Source organism: Serratia sp. CY56464, assembly GCF_052168435.1.
Taxonomy (GTDB): Bacteria; Pseudomonadota; Gammaproteobacteria; order Enterobacterales; family Enterobacteriaceae; genus Serratia; species Serratia marcescens.
Genome location: NZ_JBJNMV010000001.1, coordinates 2027265 through 2046723 on the forward strand (window position 1 = coordinate 2027265; position 19459 = coordinate 2046723).

Annotated in this window: 20 protein-coding genes; 8 read left to right on the plus strand and 12 right to left on the minus strand. The window is 60.1% G+C overall.

The genetic code is table 11. The features are described 5' to 3' along the window. Positions 1 to 69 precede the first annotated feature (69 nt). Positions 70 to 1437, plus strand: a complete 1368-nt coding sequence (locus ACJ8KE_RS09865; RefSeq protein WP_016928374.1) for an L-serine ammonia-lyase — start codon at positions 70 to 72, stop codon at positions 1435 to 1437. Positions 1438 to 1454: 17 nt separating this feature from the next. Here ACJ8KE_RS09865 and ACJ8KE_RS09870 read toward each other — a convergent pair whose 3' ends face one another. The 9 genes from ACJ8KE_RS09870 to ACJ8KE_RS09910 all read right to left on the minus strand — a co-directional run bounded on the left by ACJ8KE_RS09870 (position 1455) and on the right by ACJ8KE_RS09910 (position 9863). Further along, positions 1455 to 2156, minus strand: coding sequence for a helix-turn-helix domain-containing protein (locus tag ACJ8KE_RS09870; RefSeq protein ID WP_102025902.1), 702 nt, complete (start codon positions 2154 to 2156; stop codon positions 1455 to 1457). Beyond that, positions 2153 to 3541, minus strand: coding sequence for an FKBP-type peptidyl-prolyl cis-trans isomerase N-terminal domain-containing protein (locus tag ACJ8KE_RS09875; protein WP_079451002.1), 1389 nt, complete (start codon positions 3539 to 3541; stop codon positions 2153 to 2155). Before ACJ8KE_RS09875 ends, ACJ8KE_RS09870 begins: the two co-directional genes overlap by 4 nt. Then, on the minus strand, positions 3538 to 3960 hold the full coding sequence (locus tag ACJ8KE_RS09880) for a hypothetical protein (RefSeq protein WP_016928377.1): 423 nt from the start codon (positions 3958 to 3960) through the stop codon (positions 3538 to 3540). Before ACJ8KE_RS09880 ends, ACJ8KE_RS09875 begins: the two co-directional genes overlap by 4 nt. A 24-nt stretch (positions 3961 to 3984) precedes the next feature. Beyond that, positions 3985 to 4539 carry a fimbrial protein gene (locus ACJ8KE_RS09885; RefSeq protein WP_110146833.1) on the minus strand — a complete coding sequence of 185 codons (555 nt, stop codon included), beginning with the start codon at positions 4537 to 4539 and terminating at the stop codon, positions 3985 to 3987. A gap of 50 nt (positions 4540 to 4589) precedes the next feature. After that, a complete protein-coding gene (locus ACJ8KE_RS09890) occupies positions 4590 to 5228 on the minus strand; it encodes a fimbrial protein (protein ID WP_033640839.1) in 639 nt (212 codons plus the stop codon). Positions 5229 to 5299: 71 nt separating this feature from the next. Further along, positions 5300 to 6064 carry a fimbria/pilus periplasmic chaperone gene (locus ACJ8KE_RS09895; RefSeq protein ID WP_016928380.1) on the minus strand — a complete coding sequence of 255 codons (765 nt, stop codon included), beginning with the start codon at positions 6062 to 6064 and terminating at the stop codon, positions 5300 to 5302. A gap of 81 nt (positions 6065 to 6145) precedes the next feature. Continuing rightward, on the minus strand, positions 6146 to 8680 hold the full coding sequence (locus ACJ8KE_RS09900) for an outer membrane usher protein (RefSeq protein ID WP_075205891.1): 2535 nt from the start codon (positions 8678 to 8680) through the stop codon (positions 6146 to 6148). Between the two features lie 46 nt (positions 8681 to 8726). Continuing rightward, positions 8727 to 9263: a fimbrial protein gene (locus ACJ8KE_RS09905; RefSeq protein WP_016928382.1), complete on the minus strand. Its 537-nt coding sequence runs from the start codon at positions 9261 to 9263 to the stop codon at positions 8727 to 8729. Between the two features lie 78 nt (positions 9264 to 9341). Continuing rightward, positions 9342 to 9863 carry a fimbrial protein gene (locus tag ACJ8KE_RS09910; protein WP_004938731.1) on the minus strand — a complete coding sequence of 174 codons (522 nt, stop codon included), beginning with the start codon at positions 9861 to 9863 and terminating at the stop codon, positions 9342 to 9344. A gap of 664 nt (positions 9864 to 10527) precedes the next feature. Here ACJ8KE_RS09910 and ACJ8KE_RS09915 point away from each other — a divergent pair. The 3 genes from ACJ8KE_RS09915 (at position 10528) to ACJ8KE_RS09925 (ending at position 12418) form a co-directional block, all read left to right on the plus strand. Beyond that, complete coding sequence (locus ACJ8KE_RS09915) at positions 10528 to 10857, plus strand: hypothetical protein (RefSeq protein WP_016928383.1); 330 nt, start codon at positions 10528 to 10530, stop codon at positions 10855 to 10857. 78 nt (positions 10858 to 10935) lie between these two features. Next, positions 10936 to 11907 (plus strand): fimbrial protein, encoded by a 972-nt coding sequence (locus ACJ8KE_RS09920; protein WP_306376701.1) that lies wholly within the window; start codon positions 10936 to 10938, stop codon positions 11905 to 11907. A 19-nt stretch (positions 11908 to 11926) separates the two neighbouring features. Next, the gene (locus ACJ8KE_RS09925; RefSeq protein ID WP_228009660.1) at positions 11927 to 12418 is read left to right on the plus strand and encodes a fimbrial protein; all 492 of its coding nucleotides are present in this window, start codon (positions 11927 to 11929) and stop codon (positions 12416 to 12418) included. 94 nt (positions 12419 to 12512) lie between these two features. Here ACJ8KE_RS09925 and ACJ8KE_RS09930 read toward each other — a convergent pair whose 3' ends face one another. Further along, positions 12513 to 13718, minus strand: coding sequence for a serine hydrolase (locus ACJ8KE_RS09930; RefSeq protein WP_015377270.1), 1206 nt, complete (start codon positions 13716 to 13718; stop codon positions 12513 to 12515). A 467-nt stretch (positions 13719 to 14185) separates the two neighbouring features. Between ACJ8KE_RS09930 and ACJ8KE_RS09935 the strand changes: the two genes are divergently transcribed. Both ACJ8KE_RS09935 and ACJ8KE_RS09940 read left to right on the plus strand, forming a co-directional pair. After that, positions 14186 to 15553 carry a pyridoxal-phosphate dependent enzyme gene (locus tag ACJ8KE_RS09935; protein ID WP_033640842.1) on the plus strand — a complete coding sequence of 456 codons (1368 nt, stop codon included), beginning with the start codon at positions 14186 to 14188 and terminating at the stop codon, positions 15551 to 15553. Positions 15554 to 15565: 12 nt separating this feature from the next. Beyond that, positions 15566 to 16711: a trans-sulfuration enzyme family protein gene (locus tag ACJ8KE_RS09940; RefSeq protein WP_079450998.1), complete on the plus strand. Its 1146-nt coding sequence runs from the start codon at positions 15566 to 15568 to the stop codon at positions 16709 to 16711. 59 nt (positions 16712 to 16770) lie between these two features. Here ACJ8KE_RS09940 and ACJ8KE_RS09945 read toward each other — a convergent pair whose 3' ends face one another. Both ACJ8KE_RS09945 and ACJ8KE_RS09950 read right to left on the minus strand, forming a co-directional pair. Beyond that, entirely contained in the window at positions 16771 to 17793 is a 1023-nt protein-coding gene (locus tag ACJ8KE_RS09945) for an isopenicillin N synthase family dioxygenase (protein ID WP_274985468.1), read from the minus strand. Beyond that, positions 17738 to 17974 (minus strand): hypothetical protein, encoded by a 237-nt coding sequence (locus ACJ8KE_RS09950; RefSeq protein WP_102025903.1) that lies wholly within the window; start codon positions 17972 to 17974, stop codon positions 17738 to 17740. Before ACJ8KE_RS09950 ends, ACJ8KE_RS09945 begins: the two co-directional genes overlap by 56 nt. Positions 17975 to 18081: 107 nt before the next feature. Between ACJ8KE_RS09950 and ACJ8KE_RS09955 the strand changes: the two genes are divergently transcribed. Beyond that, complete coding sequence (locus tag ACJ8KE_RS09955) at positions 18082 to 18738, plus strand: HAD family hydrolase (protein ID WP_016928389.1); 657 nt, start codon at positions 18082 to 18084, stop codon at positions 18736 to 18738. 89 nt (positions 18739 to 18827) lie between these two features. Then, positions 18828 to 19448 (plus strand): glutathione S-transferase family protein, encoded by a 621-nt coding sequence (locus tag ACJ8KE_RS09960; protein WP_016928390.1) that lies wholly within the window; start codon positions 18828 to 18830, stop codon positions 19446 to 19448. Positions 19449 to 19459 lie beyond the last annotated feature (11 nt).

The window sequence follows — 19459 nt, forward strand, 5'->3', positions numbered from 1 at the left end:
CGCCGGCCCTCCCGCACTGCCCCCATTTCCCGTATTCACCGCCTGAAACCTGAAGAAGGAGGCGAGACCATGGTCAGCGTTTTCGATATTTTCAAAATTGGCATTGGCCCATCCAGTTCTCACACCGTTGGTCCGATGAAAGCCGGCAAACAGTTCATTGACGATCTGATCGCCCACCAGCAGCTGCAGGACACCACCCGGGTGGTGGTCGACGTGTACGGTTCGCTGTCGTTGACCGGTAAAGGCCACCATACCGATATCGCCATCATCATGGGCCTGGCCGGCAACCTGCCGCACGACGTGGACATCGACAGCATTCCGGGCTTTATCCGCGACGTCGAACAGCGCGGTCGCCTGCCGCTGGCCAACGGCCACCACGAGGTGGATTTCCCGCAGCATGGCGGCATGAATTTCCACGGCGATAACCTGCCGCTGCACGAAAACGGCATGCGCATCCGCGCCTTCGCCGGTGAACGCTTGCTGCACAGCAAAACCTATTACTCGATCGGCGGCGGTTTCATCGTCGACGAAGAGCACTTCGGCCAGTCCGCCGAGGGCACCACGCCGGTGCCCTACCCGTTCAAATCGGCGCACGATCTGCAGCAGCATTGCAAAGAGACCGGGCTGTCGTTGTCCGGCCTGGTGATGCAGAACGAGCTGGCGCTGCGCAGCAAAGCGGATATCGACGCGCACTTCGCCGACGTCTGGCAGGTGATGAGCGCCGGTATTGAGCGCGGCATCAACACCGAAGGCCTGCTGCCCGGCCCGATGAAGGTGCCGCGCCGCGCCGCCGCGCTGCGCCGCATTCTGGTGACCGGAGACAAGAACAATATCGACCCGATGAACGTGGTCGATTGGATCAACATGTTCGCGCTGGCGGTCAACGAAGAGAACGCCGCCGGTGGCCGCGTGGTGACCGCCCCGACCAACGGCGCCTGCGGCATCATCCCTGCGGTGCTGGCCTACTACGACAAGTTCATCCGCCCGGTGAACGCCAATTCCTACACCCGCTACTTCCTGGCGTCCGGCGTGATTGGCGCGCTGTACAAGATGAACGCTTCGATCTCCGGCGCCGAAGTGGGTTGCCAGGGGGAAGTGGGCGTCGCCTGCTCGATGGCGGCGGCCGGGTTGACCGAGCTGCTGGGCGGCAGCCCGGCGCAGGTGTGCATCGCGGCGGAGATCGCCATGGAGCACCATTTGGGACTGACCTGCGATCCGCTCGCCGGCCAGGTTCAGGTGCCTTGCATCGAACGCAACGCCATTTCCGCCGTCAAGGCAGTCAATGCCGCGCGCATGGCGATGCGCCGCACCAGCGAACCGCGGGTTTGTCTGGATAAGGTCATCGAAACCATGTACGAAACCGGCAAAGACATGAACGCCAAATACCGCGAAACCTCACAGGGCGGGCTGGCGATCAAGGTCGTGGCCTGCAACTGATCGCCACGGCAAGGCACTTAAGGCGCCGGCCGGTCCGATTTGGCCGGCGCCGTCTCAATGCCGTTCCTTCCCTGCCGCAACGCCCGGCTGAATGCCGGTTCGAGCCCCATGGCGCCGGGACGGGCGCTGTGTCGCAGCCACCCATAAAGCTCGGCATTACGCCGGAATCCCATTTTGCGCATAACGCTCATCTTGTGGTTGCTGACGGTTTTCACGCTGATGTCCAGCATCCGTGCGATTTGCGTCACCCCCATCTCCCGCGTCATACAGCGCATGATCTCCTGTTCACGCAGCGTCAGGCCGCGGTGCTGGCATATGCAGTTCCTGCCACAACCCGGCCTGCCCGGCCATTTGCTGCGCCGTTCCAGCTCGGCGCTCACCTGATACAGCGCCGAGACCAACGGCGTATCGTGGTAGATAACACCGGCCTCCAGCGCGCAACGGTTCCCAACGGTGCGCTTATGCCGCCCCTCCGGCGTTCGCAACGAGAAATACAGCGTTTTGCGCCCCGCGGTCTGCGTCTCAAAGAAGTGACAAAAACAGCTTTGCACGCCGGGAGGAAAATAGCAGAACACCAGATCGGCTTCGTGAACCTGCTGCGCATCCAGTAACAGCGTGCGCTTGCCGTAAGTGCTGAAGTGCAGCGCCAGAGCCTCCTGCCAGCCGGCGCTGAAGTAACGGTTTTCATCAAATAGCGCGATTTTTATCATCGTGTTCATCCCTGCCCTCCCGCCGTTCCGGCTTCCCGTTTAACCGCCTGAGCGCCCTTTGCCGGCGCCTGACTGTTGTCGATGCGTAATTCATAAATCATGGTGGCGTTAGGTGGCACTTTCGGCGGGTAGCCGGTTTCGCCGTAGGCCAGCGCCGGCGGCACAACCATCGTCAGCGAACCGTGGTTGTGCAGATGGCTTATCGCCTCCCTGAACAGCGGCGGATACTCGGACAGCGGTTGCGACAGCACCTTGCCGCTCAGTTCCATATCCTGGATCACCGTACCGTCGGTCAACTTCTCCTTCACGACCACATCGACCACCGCCGTTGGTGCCAGCGCGCCCTCCCCGGCGTAATCCACCCGATACCAAAAGCCCATCGCCGACTGCTTTACGCCCTTTTGTTGACTGAATCGCGCCAGGTAATCTTCATCACGCCGCCGCTGTTCGTTAACGCGTTTCTCACGCGCGGCCACGGCGGCGGCATCCGCCTGCGCCGTCAGCGCATCCAGTTCATCCGGCGGCAGCCGCAAACGCCCCGAGACGCTATCGATGACGCCCGCCAACAGGCTGTCGCGGTCCACCGGTACGCCCCAGCTTTGACGCGCCGCCACTACCCCCTGAATGTCCCGCCCCAGCGCACTGCCCGCCGCATAGGACAAACGCTTGCGTTCATCCTTCAACTGCTCCGGCGTCACTTCCCATTGCAGCCGCTTATGCAGCGCCAATAGCGCTTCGCGCGTCTGCTGGGTCACTTTCTGCTCACCGGCCCGCTTCTGCTCGCTCTCTTCCAACGCGGCGCGCAGAGCGTGCAACGCCTCCTGGTGCTCGCGTTGGCGTTGTGCAAGCGTCTGTGCCGATGCCTGCGCGGCAGATTCCAGCTCGGTAACGCGCCGTTCGGCCTGCGCCGCCGCCGCTCTGCTTTTGGCGGTTTCCTGCGTCGCCTGACGCAACAGCGCCTCGGCGCGCTGCGCATCGGGCGAACCGCGCCAGGCGGCGCCCAGCCCGGCGATCCACTGCTGAAGCGTTGACGAGTCCGGCAACGTCGCGACGGATGGCGTCGCTTTCTCCGCCCGCAACGCGGCGAGTTCCTGGCGCAACATCGTCAGTTCCATTCGCTGACGCGCCAGCTGTTGATCACGCGCCAATAATTCCTGGGTCAGCGTAAAAGCTTTGGCCGATGAAGCAGGCTGGTTGGCGCCCGACGTGCGCTTTGCCGGCTCAGGCCTTTTTTGTCCCGCCCCGCGGTCGGCTGGCGCCGCTTTTTCGTTCGTCGGCACGGTGTTTTGCCGTTGATACTGCTCGGCAAACTGCAGCAGCGCCGGCACGCCGTCGTCCGCCAGCGCGACGCCGGAGAACAGCAGAGCGACGCAGCCCAGCAGGCGCAGCCTCATTTAATCTGCTCCCCGCGATCCGCCAAGCCGGTCAACACCGCCTGATTCACCCCGGCGCACAGATAGTTGACCTTGTAGCGATACAGCGCATCCACCGTCGCCTGCGTGTCGCCGTTTACCCTGGCGCGCAGGCTGGCGTACTGCGAAGCGCCGCTCATCAGGCTGTCGAAGGCCTGCTTATAGCGCTGATACTGTTTCTCGTCGATCGCGCGCAATGCCCCCAGTTGCTGCTGGCACTGCTGCAGTTGCTCGGCCTCACGCTGCTTGCGCAAAGCCTCTTCTGACGGAGGTTGCACAACCTGATTTTTAGTGTTCACGGCGGGCTTGCCCGACTTTTGGCTTTGGCAAGCGGCGGCGCTCAACGCCAACAGGCACAGCAGCCCCATGCGCAGGGCGTGATTGACGTGCTTTCTCATCATTGCGTTTCTTGTCCTTGTAGACGCTTATTCGTATTCCAACGTAAAAGTGGCCACCGCGCTGAAGGTGCCGCGGCCGATGGACTTCGTCTGGATAGCCTCCGGCTCCCCTTGCACATAGGCCTGCAGCGTAAGCGTGGTGTTGCCGGCATTCAGGCGGAATTTATCGCTGGCGCGATTGAGCGGCAGCGCCTTGCCGCTGCTGTCCTCCAGCCCGATGCCGATCCCCGACGCCAGGCTGCCGGCATCCAACGCCAACAGGCCGGGCAGTTTGGCGTTCTCGGTGCCGGTAAACGTGATAGCCACCGTATTGCCCAGGCTGAGATCGCACTCGGTCAGGTGCAACGCGAAGGTTTGGCTGTGGGAGCGGGTGTTCAGATACAGGTATTTGTCGACGATGGTGCCGAAATCCAGCGGAATGTCCTCATCCCCTGGCTGAATGACGCACGGCTCGGCCACCAGCGCGCCGTGAAAGCGCATGTTTTCCGCCGCAGTCGCCGACTGCGCCATTATGCCGGCCGCCATGACCATGCCAGCCCCCAACAGCGCGCTCCGGCGCCGGTTCGTCTCTGTCGCGCGCATGACGCCACTCCCTTTGGTTGCGCTTGCGCCGACCGGGCGCAAGCGGCGTATTAGTCGTAGTAAAGCCGGAAATCGATCGCCGCACGGTAAGCGCCGGCGCTCAGCGTCGCCGGGGTGCGCACCGGCGTCACCGTGTACATCAGGGTGTTTTGTCCCGGCGTCAGCAATACCGGTTTGTTACGCGCGCCGAGGCGCACAGGCAGGCCGGTGGCATCTGCCAACTGCAACCCCAATCCGGTAACGCCGGCGACCCTGACCAACCCCGGCGCGTCGTCATCCGTCGGCGCGGCAAACGCCACGGACACCGCAGGCTGGCTGCCGCTCCAGGCCAGCACTCCGGTCCAGGCGTCGCGGTTGCTCGCCGGCGCCCGCAGACAGTCTTTCAGCGTCAGCTCGAACGCCACCGGCGTGCCGCGATCGCCCGGGCGCTGGAAGTGCGCCGTTCCCGTCTCACCCAACCACACTTCCTGACGAGCGGTGGTCATTTCCAGGCTGCAGGCGCTTTCCGTCAACGCGCCGTAGACGTGGAGCGTGCCGTTCGCGCCCTCCACGTCCCAATTGTCTACCGCGCGGGCCGGCGGCATCAGCATCAGCATCGCGCCCGCCGTCAGCGGCACCATCAGCGCGGCCAATACCGTCAGGCCGATAGTGCGTCGCTGATGGCGCTCATAGGCCTTTCCCAACAGCATGGGGATCTTTCGTTGCATGATTCGTTCACTCCGCTGTGTTCACTCTGTCTTTCTTGCCTGCGCGCGGCTCGTCATTTGGCGGCCGGCACGGCCTGGCAGGCATTGCCGGCGCAGCGGAAGTTCAACTGCGGCCGCCCGCCGTAATCGTTGATGTACGCCAGCGACGGCGCGTTGCCGAGGCTCGCGGCGGAGACGTTCAGCGGGGCATTGGCCTTCGGCGCCACCATCAACGGTTCAAAGCCCGCCGCCCCTTTCCCGCCCTTGCCGGCGCTCGCCTCAACGATCGTCACGTAATACGGGGTCGGGTTGTTCACCACGTACGTGTCACCCTGCCGGGTCAGGGTCAGCTGCTCCTGCCACGGCGCCGCGTTCTTCTTCGGGGCGAGCGCCGCCGGGCGATAAAACATTTTGATGCGCGTCTGCAACGCTATCTGCAGCGTATTCGGCTTGTTGCTGCGCGGCGGGATTTCACGCAGGTTGAAGTAATACAGCGTCTCCCTGTCCTGCGGCAGCTGACGCGCGGCCGGCAGCGACTGGATCTTCACCTGGCTCGGTTTGCCCGGCTCCACCCGCTGCACCGGCGGCAACACGGTGAAAGGGCTTTGGATTTTGTTGCCGCGATCGTCTTCGATCCACCCCTGCGCCAGATACGGCAACTGTTTGTTCTGGTTACTGATGTTGAGACTGACCGTTTTCAGGTCGCCGTCGAAAATCACGCGCGTGCGATCCAGCGCGATAGCCGCATGAGCGGGCAGGCCGACCGCGCCGAGCGTCAATGCGGCGGCGAGCGGGCCCACAAGGGAAACGGTCTTTCTGGTCATAGTCAGATTCATCATGTCTTCACGGTTCCAGTCGGCCGAAGGCGGGCAATCCCGCCCCGGCGGTTTAGCGGCGGAGCGCACTCCGCCGGGTGTAAGTCAGTTGGCGTCAGCCGCCGGCTTGTTGCCGGCAAGAGGACGGCAAGGCAGCAGCAGCGTGTTCATCAGCATTTCGGCCGGCAACGGCGCCGGCAGCTGGATTTCACACTGCGCCGCGCCGTTCCAATGCACGCTCATGCGCTCGCCGGGGTTGAGGCCGGACAGGTAAACGCTGCCGCCGTCATTGATGATGCCGGTCTCCTGTTTACGGGCATTCAACACCGTGGCGCCGAATGGAGGCTCGCTGCCGTCCGCCAGTTTGACGATCGCCATCGCCTTCTCGCCGGCAATCACCTCAAACTTGCGGTAGCCGATGGCTCCCTCGGTCAACGTGGCCTGCACCACGGAACGCGTCGCCTCGACGTTGTCGCTCAGGCTGTTGAGATCAATGCTGGCCTTATTGCGGTAGTAGCTGTTTACATCCGCCACCACCGCTTTGCCGTAACGGTTGGTCAGCACCGTACTGCCGTAGCCGCGTACCGGCACGCCGGCGACGCCTTCGGTATCGAGCAGCAAGCGTGTGCCGCCCGGCGTATTGACACGGTGCAGCACCGCCCCTTCCGCCGCCATCGTCAGGCCGCCCTGCGCGCCGATGCCGACGGCGCTATAGCGGCCGGCCTGGTAGCTCGCGTTGGCGTTGATCTGCGCCATATCGCCCTGATGGCTGTAATAGCCGCTGGCCGTCGCCCCGCTGCGTGCGGCGCCGGCGCTGATCTGATAGTTGTTGTGTTCATCGACCCGGTTGTAGTAACCGACCCGGTGGGCGTTCTCTTCGCGATCGAGCGTCATGTTGTAACTGAGCGTGCCCGCGCTGCCCCAGGGCAGCGACAGCGACAGATACATCCCGTCGTCATTGCGTTCGTTATAGCGGTTGCGGTAGGCCGACAGCGACACGCTGACGCTCTTGAAATCGCCGATATCGAAGTAGCGCGATACCATCAGGTTGTAACGATCGTTCGGCGCCCGATCCCAGTAGGTTTGGTGGCTGTAGTTGAGATAGGTGCTCAACCCCAGATCGCGGAACTGTTTGTTGAAGGTGATGGTGTACATTTCCTTGCTCTTGCCGCTGCGTCCTCCTTCGTAACGCGCATCGAGGTAGTCCCCCATGCTCATGAAGTCCTCCTGGGAGAAGCGGTAGCCGGCGAAGGTGATCTGGCTGTCGTACTGGTCGAAGTTCTTCGAATAGCTCAACCGGTACGAACCGCCGGTCAGAGCGCCCTCCTGCGGCAAGCGCGCACGCGACTGCGTGGCATCGAACGACAACGCCCCCAGCGCCATCAGATCGCGCCCGATCCCCAGCGACAGCGCGTTGTAATCGCCGCCGGCGATGCCCCCGCCGTACAGCGACCAGCCGTTGCTGATGCCCCAGGAGAACTCACCGGTGCCGAACATCGGCCCGCGCAGGTGATGCCCCCATTCCGACGGCTTGCCCGTCGCCAGCTTGTAACGCACCGTACCCGGTCGCGTCAGATAAGGGATGTTGGCGGTGTTCATCTTGAACTCCTGCACGCTGCCGTCTTGCTCTTCGACGCGTACGTCCAGCTCGCCGGAAACCGCGTCGTTGATGTCCTGAATGCGGAATGGCCCCGCCGCCACCTGCGTCTCATACAGCACGCGCCCCTGTTGGCTGACCACCACCTTGGCGTTGGTTTTCGCCACGCCCGTCACTTCCGGCGCATAGCCGCGCAGGTTGGGCGGCAACATGCTGTCGTCGGATCGCAGACTGACGCCGGTAAAACGCAGGCTGTCGAAAATGTCGGAGTTCAGATAATCCTCCCCCATCGTCAGCCGCGAGCGCAGCGCCGGAATAGCCCGATAGGCGTAATAGCGGCTCCAGTCGAACTGTTTGTCGGTCGACTGAGAAGAACCGGTCTGATGGTTGAGATTAGCCTGCCAATCGGCGCGTAGACGCCAGGCGCCCAGATTGGCGCCGCCGGTGCCGTTGCCGCTCAGGCTATAACTGCTGCCGCCTTTCTGATGTTTTTGCGTTTGAGCATTGACGTTATAGTCAAACAGCAGCCCGGGAATACCGTCATCCCAGCGCGAAGGCGGGTCCCAGTTTTCCGAGCTGTATTCCAGATAGGCCTGAGGAATATTGAGGTACAGCGAGGAGCTGGCAAGATCGCCGCGGGCTTCCATCCCAGCCAGGCTGGAGGCGTTAAGGCAACGGCCGCCGTGCGTCCAGTTCAACGTGCTCAACAGTTTTTCTTTCAGCCCCAGTTGGTTGACCAACTCCGGCGAAAGACAGGCTTCGCTGCCTTTAGGATCGTTCTCGGGCGCCATAAACGTCACCGGCTGTTCCGGCAGGTCGTTCTTATTGACGTGCACCACCATGGTATAAACGCCCGGCATGATGTAGCCGCTGCGCGTAAACTGGCTCAGATCGATATTTTTACGATCGTTGATGTCCAAGACGTCAGTATTGAATTGAATAACGTCGGCGGCATAAACCAACGCGATCGGATTTCCCAGAGAAAGGGCGACACAGAGCCCCAAGGCCTGAAGACGAAATAACTTCCCTGCCGGTGAAAGCATAATAAAGTCCTTTCAATAACGAATTAACCGTCAGTACGAGAAAAAATCAAAAATAATCCAGCTTAAAACGCACTGTGGAAAAATACGCTCCCACCTTCAACGGCTGGTGATTCGGCATTAACGTCATGGAATAATTCAGCACTCGGCTCCCCGGTATTATTCCCTCCATCGGCAATGGCTCCCCTGGAATAACCGGCCTGCCGCGGCTGTCTTTTATCTTCAATGCGATGCCGCGCGCATCGCCCTGTACGCCAAACAAAACGCCTTCCGCCAAACCGTCAAACGTGACCTGAAAGAATTTCCAATCAGGCTTGTTTTCCGGACGTTCCAAAATGCAATTAACCAATTCAATACTGAAAGGTTTAGTCATCCCCTGGCCGTCACGAATGATCTGTCCGATAGGAAGAGTGTCCATATCGATAGTCTGATCGCGGCTGCCGGCGGCAATGGCGCAGGCAGTGTCGATAATGGCGCCGTGCATACTGACTTTGCCCCACCCCTGTGCGGCGGAAATTGCACTGCCGGGCGCAAACGCCAACGACGCCAAAAGAACGGCACCCGCTCGATTCCTTGAAAAAAACATCGCGACATTCCTTTGACACAGAGAGTCACCAGGCATGCGGCGTACCCCATGCCTGGTTGATTAAGCCTGCTGTCTCACTTACTGATAAGCCAGAGTGAAGTCGGCTACGGCGGTGAAATCGCCCGGAACGATGGCTGCGGAAGCGCCTTCACCCTGCAGGTAAGCGGCGAAGTTCAGGCTGTTGTTGCCAGTATTCAGCGTCTGTGCCGCAGTCGCCTGACCCAGTTTGATCGGCTGGCCGCCATAAGTGATTGCTACGCCGGCGCCGCTGGCGGTCCCCGCGATACCCAACAGATCCTTGTTGGTTGACGATGCAATGCCGCTGAAGGTGGTTTTAACGGTTTTCAGCGTAGTGGTATCACACTGCTCCAGCTTGATTTCAAACGGACGCGGGTTGGATTTGCCGCCGTTTTTCAACGCCACGTTAGAAACCTGGCCCAGATCTACGGTCTGATCGATAGACTCGGGTGCAATAGAGCATGGCGCATCAATAATAGAACCCGTGAAGGTCACTTTACCGTGTCCCTGATCGGCTGCCTGTGCAAAAGAACTTGCGCCAAATGCAATCACTGCAGCCATCATGATTTTGTTAAGTTTCATAGAACCTATATTCCTTATAAGAAAAAATGCATATTCCAATCAAGAAAAAGAGCAACAGGAAATCTGCTCGCGCTTATATATGCGCAGCCCTGATTCTTTAGCATCTTGCTGGTTGGTTAACTGCCAAAACCCAAAAATACCGACAATAAACACGTCGATAACGGCAAGTCTGCAGCGGCCTACCCATTAATGAACTCGTCATATAAAAATAAACGAAATCACAACAAGCAGAGACCAATACTTTCTAACCCGCCCTTCTTGTCTGGCGATGAATATTCTGGCAAATGCCCACCAGCAAAAAAAGTCTTTTTTTGATCAAGACGAACATTCGCAATTTATTTCCTAATTAAAGTTAATTTAGTGTTATTTTTAGGCTCATAGATCGTAAAAAATACTTTTATAGTGCAATATCCTGTTTTTCTCTGTTTCACAATTAATCAGATCGCAAAGCGGCTCTTTGTGAATATAATAAACCAAAACTTTAGGTTTCTGCGTGACACTCCCCCAGCCTGCAAACAGGTAAGAACGGAGTGGGAAACCCCTTTTTTTCAATCCTGATAAATAGATAGGATTTTTCTTGATTCGCGATTTACCTCGTTATTGGTAGGCAGTGAAACTTTGTTTTTTCTTAGGAATACAGCAATCGAAATACAGAGGAAGTGCTATGGAAGCGTTATCTCCAAAACAAAAGGAAATACGGCAATTGCAGCACGATCTGCTGCAAACATTATTCGCGCAGTCGCCCCGTCAATGTCCCGACACCGGACTGCCACCTCAGCATCTGTGGTTGTCTACCCGGCAACTGGCCAACGCCGTCAACGTCGGTGTTTACCGCGCCCGGCTACTGCTGTTGGAGCTCGTCGCCAAACAAGAAGTGCTCGTAACGGACGGCTCCATCAACAACTCGTTGAGGTGGTACCCCACTGCCCTACTGCCAGCTGGAAACAAGGAAATACCAGGAATAGATGCGCCTTATTCTCGTTTAACGGAATAACGCCGGCACAGTCAGCCTAATTAGCCCTATTTCATGGCGGCACCTAACCAAATGACACTATATAATCGGGATATTATTGTGAGAAAAACAACCATCCTATTTTTACAACACTGCCTGGCATTATCTTTCTTCGTACTCATTGGTAACGCCAATGCATTTACCTGTAAAACCTCCGACGGCGGGAGCATTGGTCAGGGTGGTTCAATGACGCCGGTCGACGTCAGGGTAAAGATAGGCCCTGAATTGTCCATCGGGAAAAATGAAATCGTCAACGTCAGTCAGGTGACCTGTAAAAACGACGTCGCCAGCTGGAAAGATATTTTACTCACCGGCAGCCCGGCGTTGTCGATGAACACCGCCATTTTCGGTACGCTTGCCAACGGCATGACAATCAACGGCACCGACTACTTATCCCCGATCCAATCGGGTATCCAGGTGATGACGATTACCGGCCTAAACAGTGCCAGCATTTCCATCAGGGTTTACATCGTGCTCAACCGTTCGCCGACGCAGGATATCAAGGTGAACAAGGGCGACGTCATCGGCCAAATCAACTTTGAACAAAAAAATGACCAGTCAGGTTGCCCAAAGTGTGGGCCTTACCGGTGGCGCCTGATCGCCGACAACGACGCCTACTTCGTCACCACCAGTTGCACTATCAACAACGGCCAGCAGATTAACGTCGACTTTGGGCAGATCCGCCAGGACTTCCTCACGCAGAGCGCCAGCAACGCCCAACTCAAACAGGACAAGGCGCTCAGCTACCGCTGTGACGATCAGAGCGCGACACAAGACATTTTGGTTCGCATGGTCAGCGATGCCAGCGGCTTCTCCAGCGATTTCATCAAGACCTCCAATCCTAATGTCGGCGTAGCCATGGTGCACAATGGCGCGGTGGTGAAACCCAACAATACGTTCAGAACGCGCATCGTCAACGGGCTGGGCAACGACACCGTCACCTTTGTGCCAGTGAAGAACAATGTGCCTTACACCAGTATTGCCACCGGTCCGATGTCAGGCTCGGCCACGCTGATCTTCAGCGCACCTTGAGACGGGAACCCGAATGAACATGATGAGGAAAACGCGCTGCGCTCTGCTGTTTACGCTGGGTGTGATCAGCGCCGCCCCCCAGGCCGCCGACCAGGGCACCAAGGTCAGTATCACCGCCACCGTGGTGGCGCCTCCGCCTTGCGTGATCAACGACGGGCGCACCATCGATATCGACTTCGGCAAGGTCGGCATCAAACGTATCGACGGTAATCGCTATATGCAACGCATCGATTACAGCATCAAGTGTGAGTTTCTGGATAACAGCCGCCAGTTGAAAATGAAGATCATGGGCAGCGCGGCGGCCTTTGACAGCAGCGTGTTGAACAGCAGCGTCAATGGGCTGGGCATCAAACTGCTGGCCAACGGCAAGGCTTTCGCCATCAATACGCCGCTGAACATCGACTACGCCAATCCGCCGACGCTTGATGCGGTGCCGGTGAAAAACAGCGCCGTCACCCTGGCGGAAGGTGACTTTTCCAGCGGAGCTACCATGCTGGTGGACTATTTCTGAAACGCCATGGATACTGAAAATAAAAAAAGCCGCAACGTCTCCGTTGCGGCTTGGTCGAGGATGGTGCGCCCGGGGCGCTCCCACATCAGGCTATTCAGCCGAAGATCCCGCCGAACCACTGGCTCAGCTTCATCATCACCATATCCCAGATGCGGCTGAAGAAGTTGCCCTCTTTCACCTCTTGCATCGCCACCAGCGGGTGCTGCTCGATGGTCTTGCCGTCCAGCTGGAAATCGATGGTGCCGACCACCTGGTTTTTCGCCAGCGGTGCCTCCAGCGTCGGTTGGGTCAGCTTGTAGCTGGCCTTCAGGTTTTTCATCTGCCCTTTCGGAATGGTGACCGAAGCGTCTTTCGCCACGCCGAGCGGCACTTCGCTGACGTCGCCGAACCACACTTTCTGGGTGACGAACGGCTTATCGGCCTTGATCGGCGTCGCGGTTTCATAGAAGCGGAAGCCCCAGGTCAGCAGCTTTTCGCTCTCGCTAAAGCGCACGCGATCGCTCGGCGCGCCTAAAACTACCGAGATCAGACGCATCGGGCCGTCGGTGGCGGACGCCACCAGGTTGTGGCCGGCGCCGCTGGTGTAACCGGTCTTGATGCCGTCGACGTTCAGGTTGCTGCTCCACAGCAGACGGTTGCGGTTAATCTGGCGGATCTTGTTAAAGGTGAACTCTTTCTCTTTATGCAGCGCGTATTCGTCCGGCACGTCGCGGATCAGCGCCTGACTCAACAGCGCCATGTCGCGCGCGGTGCTGTACTGCCCTTCCGCATCCAGACCATGCACCGTCAGGAAGTGGGTATTCTGCAGCCCCAGAGATTTGGCGTAGTTGTTCATCAGGCCGACGAACGAATCCTGGCTGCCCGCCACGTAGTCCGCCAGCGCGATGCTGGCGTCGTTGCCAGACTGGATCACGATGCCTTTATTCAGTTCCAGCACCGGCACCTGATCGCCGGGCTTGATAAACATCAGCGAAGAACCGCGCAGCGCCGGGTTACCCGGCGCCCAGGCATCTTTGCCGACGGTGACCATGTCTTCCGGCTTGATCTTGCCGGCCTTGATCGCCTGGCCGATCACGTAGCTGGACATGATCTTGGTCAGGCTGGCGGGATCGAGACGGGTGTCGGCATTGCCTTCGGTCAGCACCTTGCCGCTGTTGTAGTCCATCAGAATGAAGGCCTTGGCGTCTACCTGCGGCGGCGCCGGCGGCTCAGCCGCGTGCACGGCCGGGGCGGCCAGCAACAGGATGCCTACGCTGAAGGTCAGTTTTTTCAGGGAAGTGGATAAGTTTTTTTTCATCATGACGTCGCCAGAGTGTCCATTCAAAACCATTGAAATAGCGTTAACTTTCAAACATGTTCACGTTTTAAGCCAACCAGCGAGAGTGGCCCGGTGCGCGCGTGCCGGCCGCAACCCCTTGCGGCGCCCGTAGCGGGTAACACAACGCACCGAAAATGCCCTTGCTGTGAGTTTATGTGATTTATCTTATTTTTGCAGGGTTTAGCGTGAATTTTCAGCATTTTTACATAACTGTACGCAGCCCCCCGCTTATCGTTCAAAAAAGCATCGCGACGCGCATTTTTGCATCCACCCACGGCTACACGGCCAAGCATCTGCACCGCTAAACATCTGCGCATCCATACGTCTAAAAAAGATTAATATATTCCATAATGGCATATAGAACCGTTATTTGTTCTTTTTAAAGCGCTTATCCTCAGCGCTATCATCCGCACAAAGACTTTTATACCGAATAATCCTGGAGATGAGTCATGGCAATCCCCCATTCCGTCATCGAGATGATTGGCAATACCCCGATGCTGGAACTGACCCAGTTCGATACCGGCCCATGCCGGCTGTTCGTCAAGCTGGAGAACCAGAATCCCGGCGGTTCGATCAAAGACCGCGTGGCGCTGTCGATGATCGAACAGGCCGAGCGCGACGGCAAACTGCAGCCGGGCGGCACCATCATCGAAGCCACCGCCGGCAATACCGGCCTGGGGTTGGCGCTGGTGGCGGCGCTGAAAGGCTATAAGCTGCTGCTGGTGGTGCCAGACAAGATGAGCCGCGAGAAGATCTTCCACCTGCGCGCGCTGGGCGTGGAAGTGCTGCTGACCCGCTCGGACGTCGGCAAAGGGCATCCGGCTTACTATCAGGATTACGCCAAACGTCTGGCCGGGGAGATCCCCGGCGCCTTTTATATCGATCAGTTCAACAACCCGGCCAATCCGGCGGCCCATACCACCACCACCGCGCCCGAACTGTGGCGGCAAATGGAGCATGACGTGGACGCCATCGTGGTCGGCGTCGGCTCCGGCGGCACGCTGGGCGGGCTGAGCCACTATTTCGCCGAGGTTTCGCCGCAGACGGAATTCGTGCTGGCCGACCCTGCGGGTTCAATACTGGCGGACTATCTCGACAACGGCCACATCGGCGAAGCGGGCAGCTGGCTGGTGGAAGGCATCGGCGAAGACTTCGTCCCGCCGCTCAGCGACTTTGACCAGGTCCGCAATGCTTACCGCATCGGCGACGCCGAAGCCTTCACCACCGCGCGCGAGCTGCTGCGTAAGGAAGGCGTGCTAGCGGGCTCCTCCACCGGCACCCTGCTGGCCGCCGCCCTGCGTTATTGCCGCGCGCAAACCGAACCCAAGCGGGTGGTGACCTTCGTCTGCGACAGCGGCAACAAATACCTGTCTAAAATGTATAACGACCACTGGATGCTGGAACAGGGTCTGCTGAGCAAACCGCAGCACGGCGATCTGCGCGATCTGATCGCCTACCGCCACGACGAAGGCGCCGCCGTTTCCGCCGCGCCGGACGATACGTTGGCGATCGTGCACGCCCGCATGCGGCTGTACGACATCTCTCAGCTGCCGGTGCTGGAAGGCGATCGGGTGGTCGGTCTGATCGATGAGTGGGATCTGCTGAACGCCGTCCAGGCCGACGCCACCCACTTCAGCCTGACGGCCGGCAGCGCGATGACCAAACAGGTCCATACGCTGCAAAAGGAAGCCGGCTACGAGGAATTACAGGCCACCTTCAACCATGGCCACGTCGCGGTGGTGCTCGACGGCGAGCGCTTCCTCGGCCTGATTACCCGCACAGACGTGCTTAACGCCTGGCGCCAAAAATTACGTTAATAAGGACCCATTATGGCCAAGTTTGATACGTTGACCGTTCACGCCGGTTACACCCCGGACGCGACCGGCGCAGTGATGCCGGCGATTTACGCCACCTCCACCTACGCCCAACCGGCGCCGGGCGAACATACCGGCTATGAATATTCCCGCAGCGCCAACCCGACGCGCACCGCGCTGGAAAGCGCCATCGCCGAACTGGAAGGCGGCAGCCGCGGTTACGCCTTCGCCTCCGGCCTGGCGGCCTGCTCCACGGTGCTGGAGCTGCTCGATAAAGACAGCCACCTGATCGCGGTGGACGACCTGTACGGCGGCACCTATCGCCTGCTGGAAAAAGTGCGCAGCCGCACCGCCGGCCTGCGCGTGACTTACGTGGCGCCGGCGGATCTCGCCGGGCTGGAACAGGCGATCGAGCCGGATACCAAAATGATCTGGGTGGAAACCCCGACCAACCCCTTGCTGAAACTGGCGGATCTGAGCGCCATCGCCGCGATCGCTAAAAAGCATCAGCTTATCAGCGTGGCGGACAATACCTTCGCCTCGCCGTATCTGCAGCGTCCGCTGGATCTGGGCTTTGACGTGGTGGTGCACTCCGCCACCAAATACCTCAACGGCCACTCCGACGTGGTGGCCGGCGTCGCGGCGGTGGGGGATAACCCGGCGCTGGCGGAACAGCTCGGTTTCCTGCAAAACGCCGTCGGCGGCATTCTCGATCCGTTCAGCAGCTTCCTGACGCTGCGCGGCATTCGCACTCTGGCCCTGCGCATGCAGCGCCACAGCGACAGCGCGCTGCGCATCGCCCAGTGGCTGGAGAGCCAGCCGCAGGTGGAAAACGTCTACTACCCCGGCCTGCCGAGCCATCCGCAGCATGCGCTGGCGGCACGCCAGATGACGCGCTTCGGCGGCATGATCTCGGTACGGTTGAAAGGCGACGACGCCTATGCGCGCCGGGTCATCCAGCGTTCGCGCCTGTTCACCCTGGCGGAAAGCCTGGGCGGCGTAGAAAGCCTGATCAGCCAGCCGTTCAGCATGACGCACGCCTCCATTCCGCTGGAACAGCGCCTGGCAACCGGCATCACGCCGCAGCTGGTGCGCCTGTCGGTGGGGATAGAGGATGTGGAAGATCTGATCGCCGATCTGCAGCAGGCGCTGGCGGAATAATCGCCGCATCAGCGCACGATCAGCCCGGCCGGCGCGCCGGGCTTTTTTACGCCCGTCGTTCAGACGCCGATGACGTCCTGATAAAAACGGTGCGCCACATCGGGATGGGAGCGGATGCGGCCTTTCAGGTAGTTATACCCCACGTCGCGCAGCAACGGGTTGAGCGGATCGCTGGCCGGGCCGCGCGCCTGCGCCGCCAACTGCGGCGGCAATTGATACAGCGGCACCACCGCATCCAGCCGTGCGCCGAGGAAGAACGCGATCGACAGCCTGTCGCACCCCGCCGGCGGCGTTTCCACCCGGTGCACCGTGGCGCGCAGATAGCCGTTGGTCGCCAGTTCCAGCAGCTCGCCGATGTTCACCACGAAAGTGTCTTCACGCGGTTGGGCGTCGATCCACCGCCCTTCACTCACCTCCACCTGCAGCCCTTTTTGCGCGTCCTGCAGCAGGAAGCTGAGAAACCCGGAGTCCTTGTGCGCGCCGACACCCTGTGCGCTGCCGGTGGCGTCCCGCCCCGGATAGCGGATCAGTTTGATGTGCTCGTTGGGTTTCTCGCCGTACAAGCGATCGAACGCCTGCTCCGGCAGCGACAGCGCCAAAGCGAAAGCGCGCAGCAGCCGCAGCGACATGGCGGTCATCGCCTGTTGCCACTCCAGCAGCAGCGGTTTCAGCGCCGGCAGCGCCGCCGGCCACTGATTTGGCCCCTGCAGACGCGCCCAGCGCGGCGTGTCATCAGCCAGCGTCAGCGCCGGGCGTTCGGCGCCGATATCGAACTGTTCGCGCCAGTCAGGCTGCCCGCGCGTGAGCTCCGCCGCCGCCCGGTTGTAACCGCGAAAGTGCGGCGAATGCACCATCTGCACCGCCAGCTTGTCGGCTTCCGGCAGGGCGAAAAATTGCCGCGCGGCGTGCTGCAGTCGCGCATTCAACGCGCCGTCCACGCCGTGCCCGCGCAGAAAGAAAAAACCGACGTCGCGGGCCGCCACGCGCAAATCGTCGAGAAAGGCGCGCCGCTGGCGCGCATCGCCGTCAAGCTGCGAAAGATCCAGCAGCGGCAACGTCTTCAACGTCGTCAGGTGCGTCATCATGCGGTTCCTCTTCTTCCCCGATCACGATCGGGCTGCCGTACAGGCGAATAATCAACATTGTCACTCCCTGGCGGGTAGCTGCATTTGCCCCATAGTTACCATCGCGCTCGCCGGGACGGCCAATATTGTTGCGTTCTAAGTTATGCAAACGTTCAACAAACTGTCGCAAAACCGTCATCAATGTTTCTTATGCTCTGCGCAATTTCGCCGACGCCGCTGGCTGGCGACGTGCGCTATCCGCTATCCTGTAAACGACCTCATACCCTGCCTGCCGGAGAAATACTGATGGATTTAGCCTTATTCGACCTGGATGAAACCCTGATTGACGATGACAGCGCCAGCCTGTGGATCCGCTGGCTGGTCGGCCAGGGCTTCGCGCCGGCGGAGCTGGAACTGCAGGAGCAGCAGCTGATGCAGCTCTATTATCAGGGCAAGCTGTCGATGGAGGACTACATGCAGGCCACGCTGGCGCCGCTGACCGGCCTGAGCGTGCAAACCGTGGCCGGCTGGGTGCAACGCTACATCCGGCGCGACATCCTGCCGCGCGTCTATCCCGCCGCCCGTGAACGCCTGCAGTGGCACCGCGAACGCGGCGACTGCATCCTGGTGATCTCCGCCACCGGCGAACACCTGGTGGCGCCGATCGCCGAACAGCTCGGCGCCGACGATGCGCTGGCGATCGGCGTGGAAATCAGCGACGGCCGCTTCACCGGCCACACCTACGGCACCATGACCTACCAACAGGGCAAGGTGATCCGCCTGCAACACTGGCTGGCGCAGCATCCGCACCTGAAGTTCGAGCACAGCCACGGCTACAGCGACTCCCTCAACGACAAGGCGATGCTGCAATTCGTCGACAGCGCCACGGTGATCAACCCCGACAGCGAGTTGAGCGCGCTGGCGGCGGAGCGCGGCTGGGAAGTGTGCCGCTGGGAGCGTTGATCGGCAGACAAAAAATGCCCTGCGGTGTGACAAAAAGCGCATTGTGGCGTAGGTATTAAGGGTCTTTAATCCGCTAACGGAGTTATCCCATGCTGACCATTTGGGGTCGTGAGAATTCGAACAACGTCAGGAAGGTGCTGTGGTGCGCCGCCGAACTGGGGCTGAGCTATACCCACATCAACGCCGGCGGCGCGTTCGGCAAGGTCAACGAAGAGAGTTACCGCGCGTTGAACCCGAACGGCCTGGTGCCGCTGCTGCAGGACGATGACTTCGTGCTGTGGGAGTCCAACACCATCGTGCGCTACCTGGCGGCGAAATTCGGCGATGCGGCGTTCTATCCGCAAGATCTGCAGGTGCGCGCCGCCGCCGAGAAATGGATGGACTGGACCACCTCGACCATCGTTCCGGCCTTCACCATCGTCTTTTGGGGCCTGATCCGCACCGCGCCGGAGCAACGCGACATGGCGAAAATCGAAGCGGCGATCGCCACGCTGGAAAAGCACTTCGACGTCATTGAACAGACGCTGGCGCACCAGCCTTACCTCTCCGGCGACGCATTCGGCTTCGGCGATATCCCGCTCGGCAGCTTCGCCTACGGCTGGTTCGAGATGCCGATCGCCCGCCGCCCGCGGCCGAACATGGAGCGCTGGTATCAGCAGCTGCGCGCTCGCCCGGCCTATCAGCGCGGCGTGATGAGCGAGCTCACCTGACGCGTTCGGGG

Excerpts from the sequence above, each read along its gene's own strand:
- ACJ8KE_RS09865 (WP_016928374.1), top strand. The coding sequence starts at position 70 with ATGGTCAGCGTTTTCGATATTTTCAAAATTGGCATTGGCCCATCCAGT.
- ACJ8KE_RS09870 (WP_102025902.1), bottom strand. The coding sequence starts at position 2,156 with ATGAACACGATGATAAAAATCGCGCTATTTGATGAAAACCGTTACTTC.
- ACJ8KE_RS09875 (WP_079451002.1), bottom strand. The coding sequence starts at position 3,541 with ATGAGGCTGCGCCTGCTGGGCTGCGTCGCTCTGCTGTTCTCCGGCGTC.
- ACJ8KE_RS09880 (WP_016928377.1), bottom strand. The coding sequence starts at position 3,960 with ATGATGAGAAAGCACGTCAATCACGCCCTGCGCATGGGGCTGCTGTGC.
- ACJ8KE_RS09885 (WP_110146833.1), bottom strand. The coding sequence starts at position 4,539 with ATGCGCGCGACAGAGACGAACCGGCGCCGGAGCGCGCTGTTGGGGGCT.
- ACJ8KE_RS09890 (WP_033640839.1), bottom strand. The coding sequence starts at position 5,228 with ATGCTGTTGGGAAAGGCCTATGAGCGCCATCAGCGACGCACTATCGGC.
- ACJ8KE_RS09895 (WP_016928380.1), bottom strand. The coding sequence starts at position 6,064 with ATGATGAATCTGACTATGACCAGAAAGACCGTTTCCCTTGTGGGCCCG.
- ACJ8KE_RS09900 (WP_075205891.1), bottom strand. The coding sequence starts at position 8,680 with ATGCTTTCACCGGCAGGGAAGTTATTTCGTCTTCAGGCCTTGGGGCTC.
- ACJ8KE_RS09905 (WP_016928382.1), bottom strand. The coding sequence starts at position 9,263 with ATGTTTTTTTCAAGGAATCGAGCGGGTGCCGTTCTTTTGGCGTCGTTG.
- ACJ8KE_RS09910 (WP_004938731.1), bottom strand. The coding sequence starts at position 9,863 with ATGAAACTTAACAAAATCATGATGGCTGCAGTGATTGCATTTGGCGCA.
- ACJ8KE_RS09915 (WP_016928383.1), top strand. The coding sequence starts at position 10,528 with ATGGAAGCGTTATCTCCAAAACAAAAGGAAATACGGCAATTGCAGCAC.
- ACJ8KE_RS09925 (WP_228009660.1), top strand. The coding sequence starts at position 11,927 with ATGATGAGGAAAACGCGCTGCGCTCTGCTGTTTACGCTGGGTGTGATC.
- ACJ8KE_RS09930 (WP_015377270.1), bottom strand. The coding sequence starts at position 13,718 with ATGATGAAAAAAAACTTATCCACTTCCCTGAAAAAACTGACCTTCAGC.
- ACJ8KE_RS09935 (WP_033640842.1), top strand. The coding sequence starts at position 14,186 with ATGGCAATCCCCCATTCCGTCATCGAGATGATTGGCAATACCCCGATG.
- ACJ8KE_RS09940 (WP_079450998.1), top strand. The coding sequence starts at position 15,566 with ATGGCCAAGTTTGATACGTTGACCGTTCACGCCGGTTACACCCCGGAC.
- ACJ8KE_RS09945 (WP_274985468.1), bottom strand. The coding sequence starts at position 17,793 with ATGACGCACCTGACGACGTTGAAGACGTTGCCGCTGCTGGATCTTTCG.
- ACJ8KE_RS09950 (WP_102025903.1), bottom strand. The coding sequence starts at position 17,974 with ATGACGGTTTTGCGACAGTTTGTTGAACGTTTGCATAACTTAGAACGC.
- ACJ8KE_RS09955 (WP_016928389.1), top strand. The coding sequence starts at position 18,082 with ATGGATTTAGCCTTATTCGACCTGGATGAAACCCTGATTGACGATGAC.
- ACJ8KE_RS09960 (WP_016928390.1), top strand. The coding sequence starts at position 18,828 with ATGCTGACCATTTGGGGTCGTGAGAATTCGAACAACGTCAGGAAGGTG.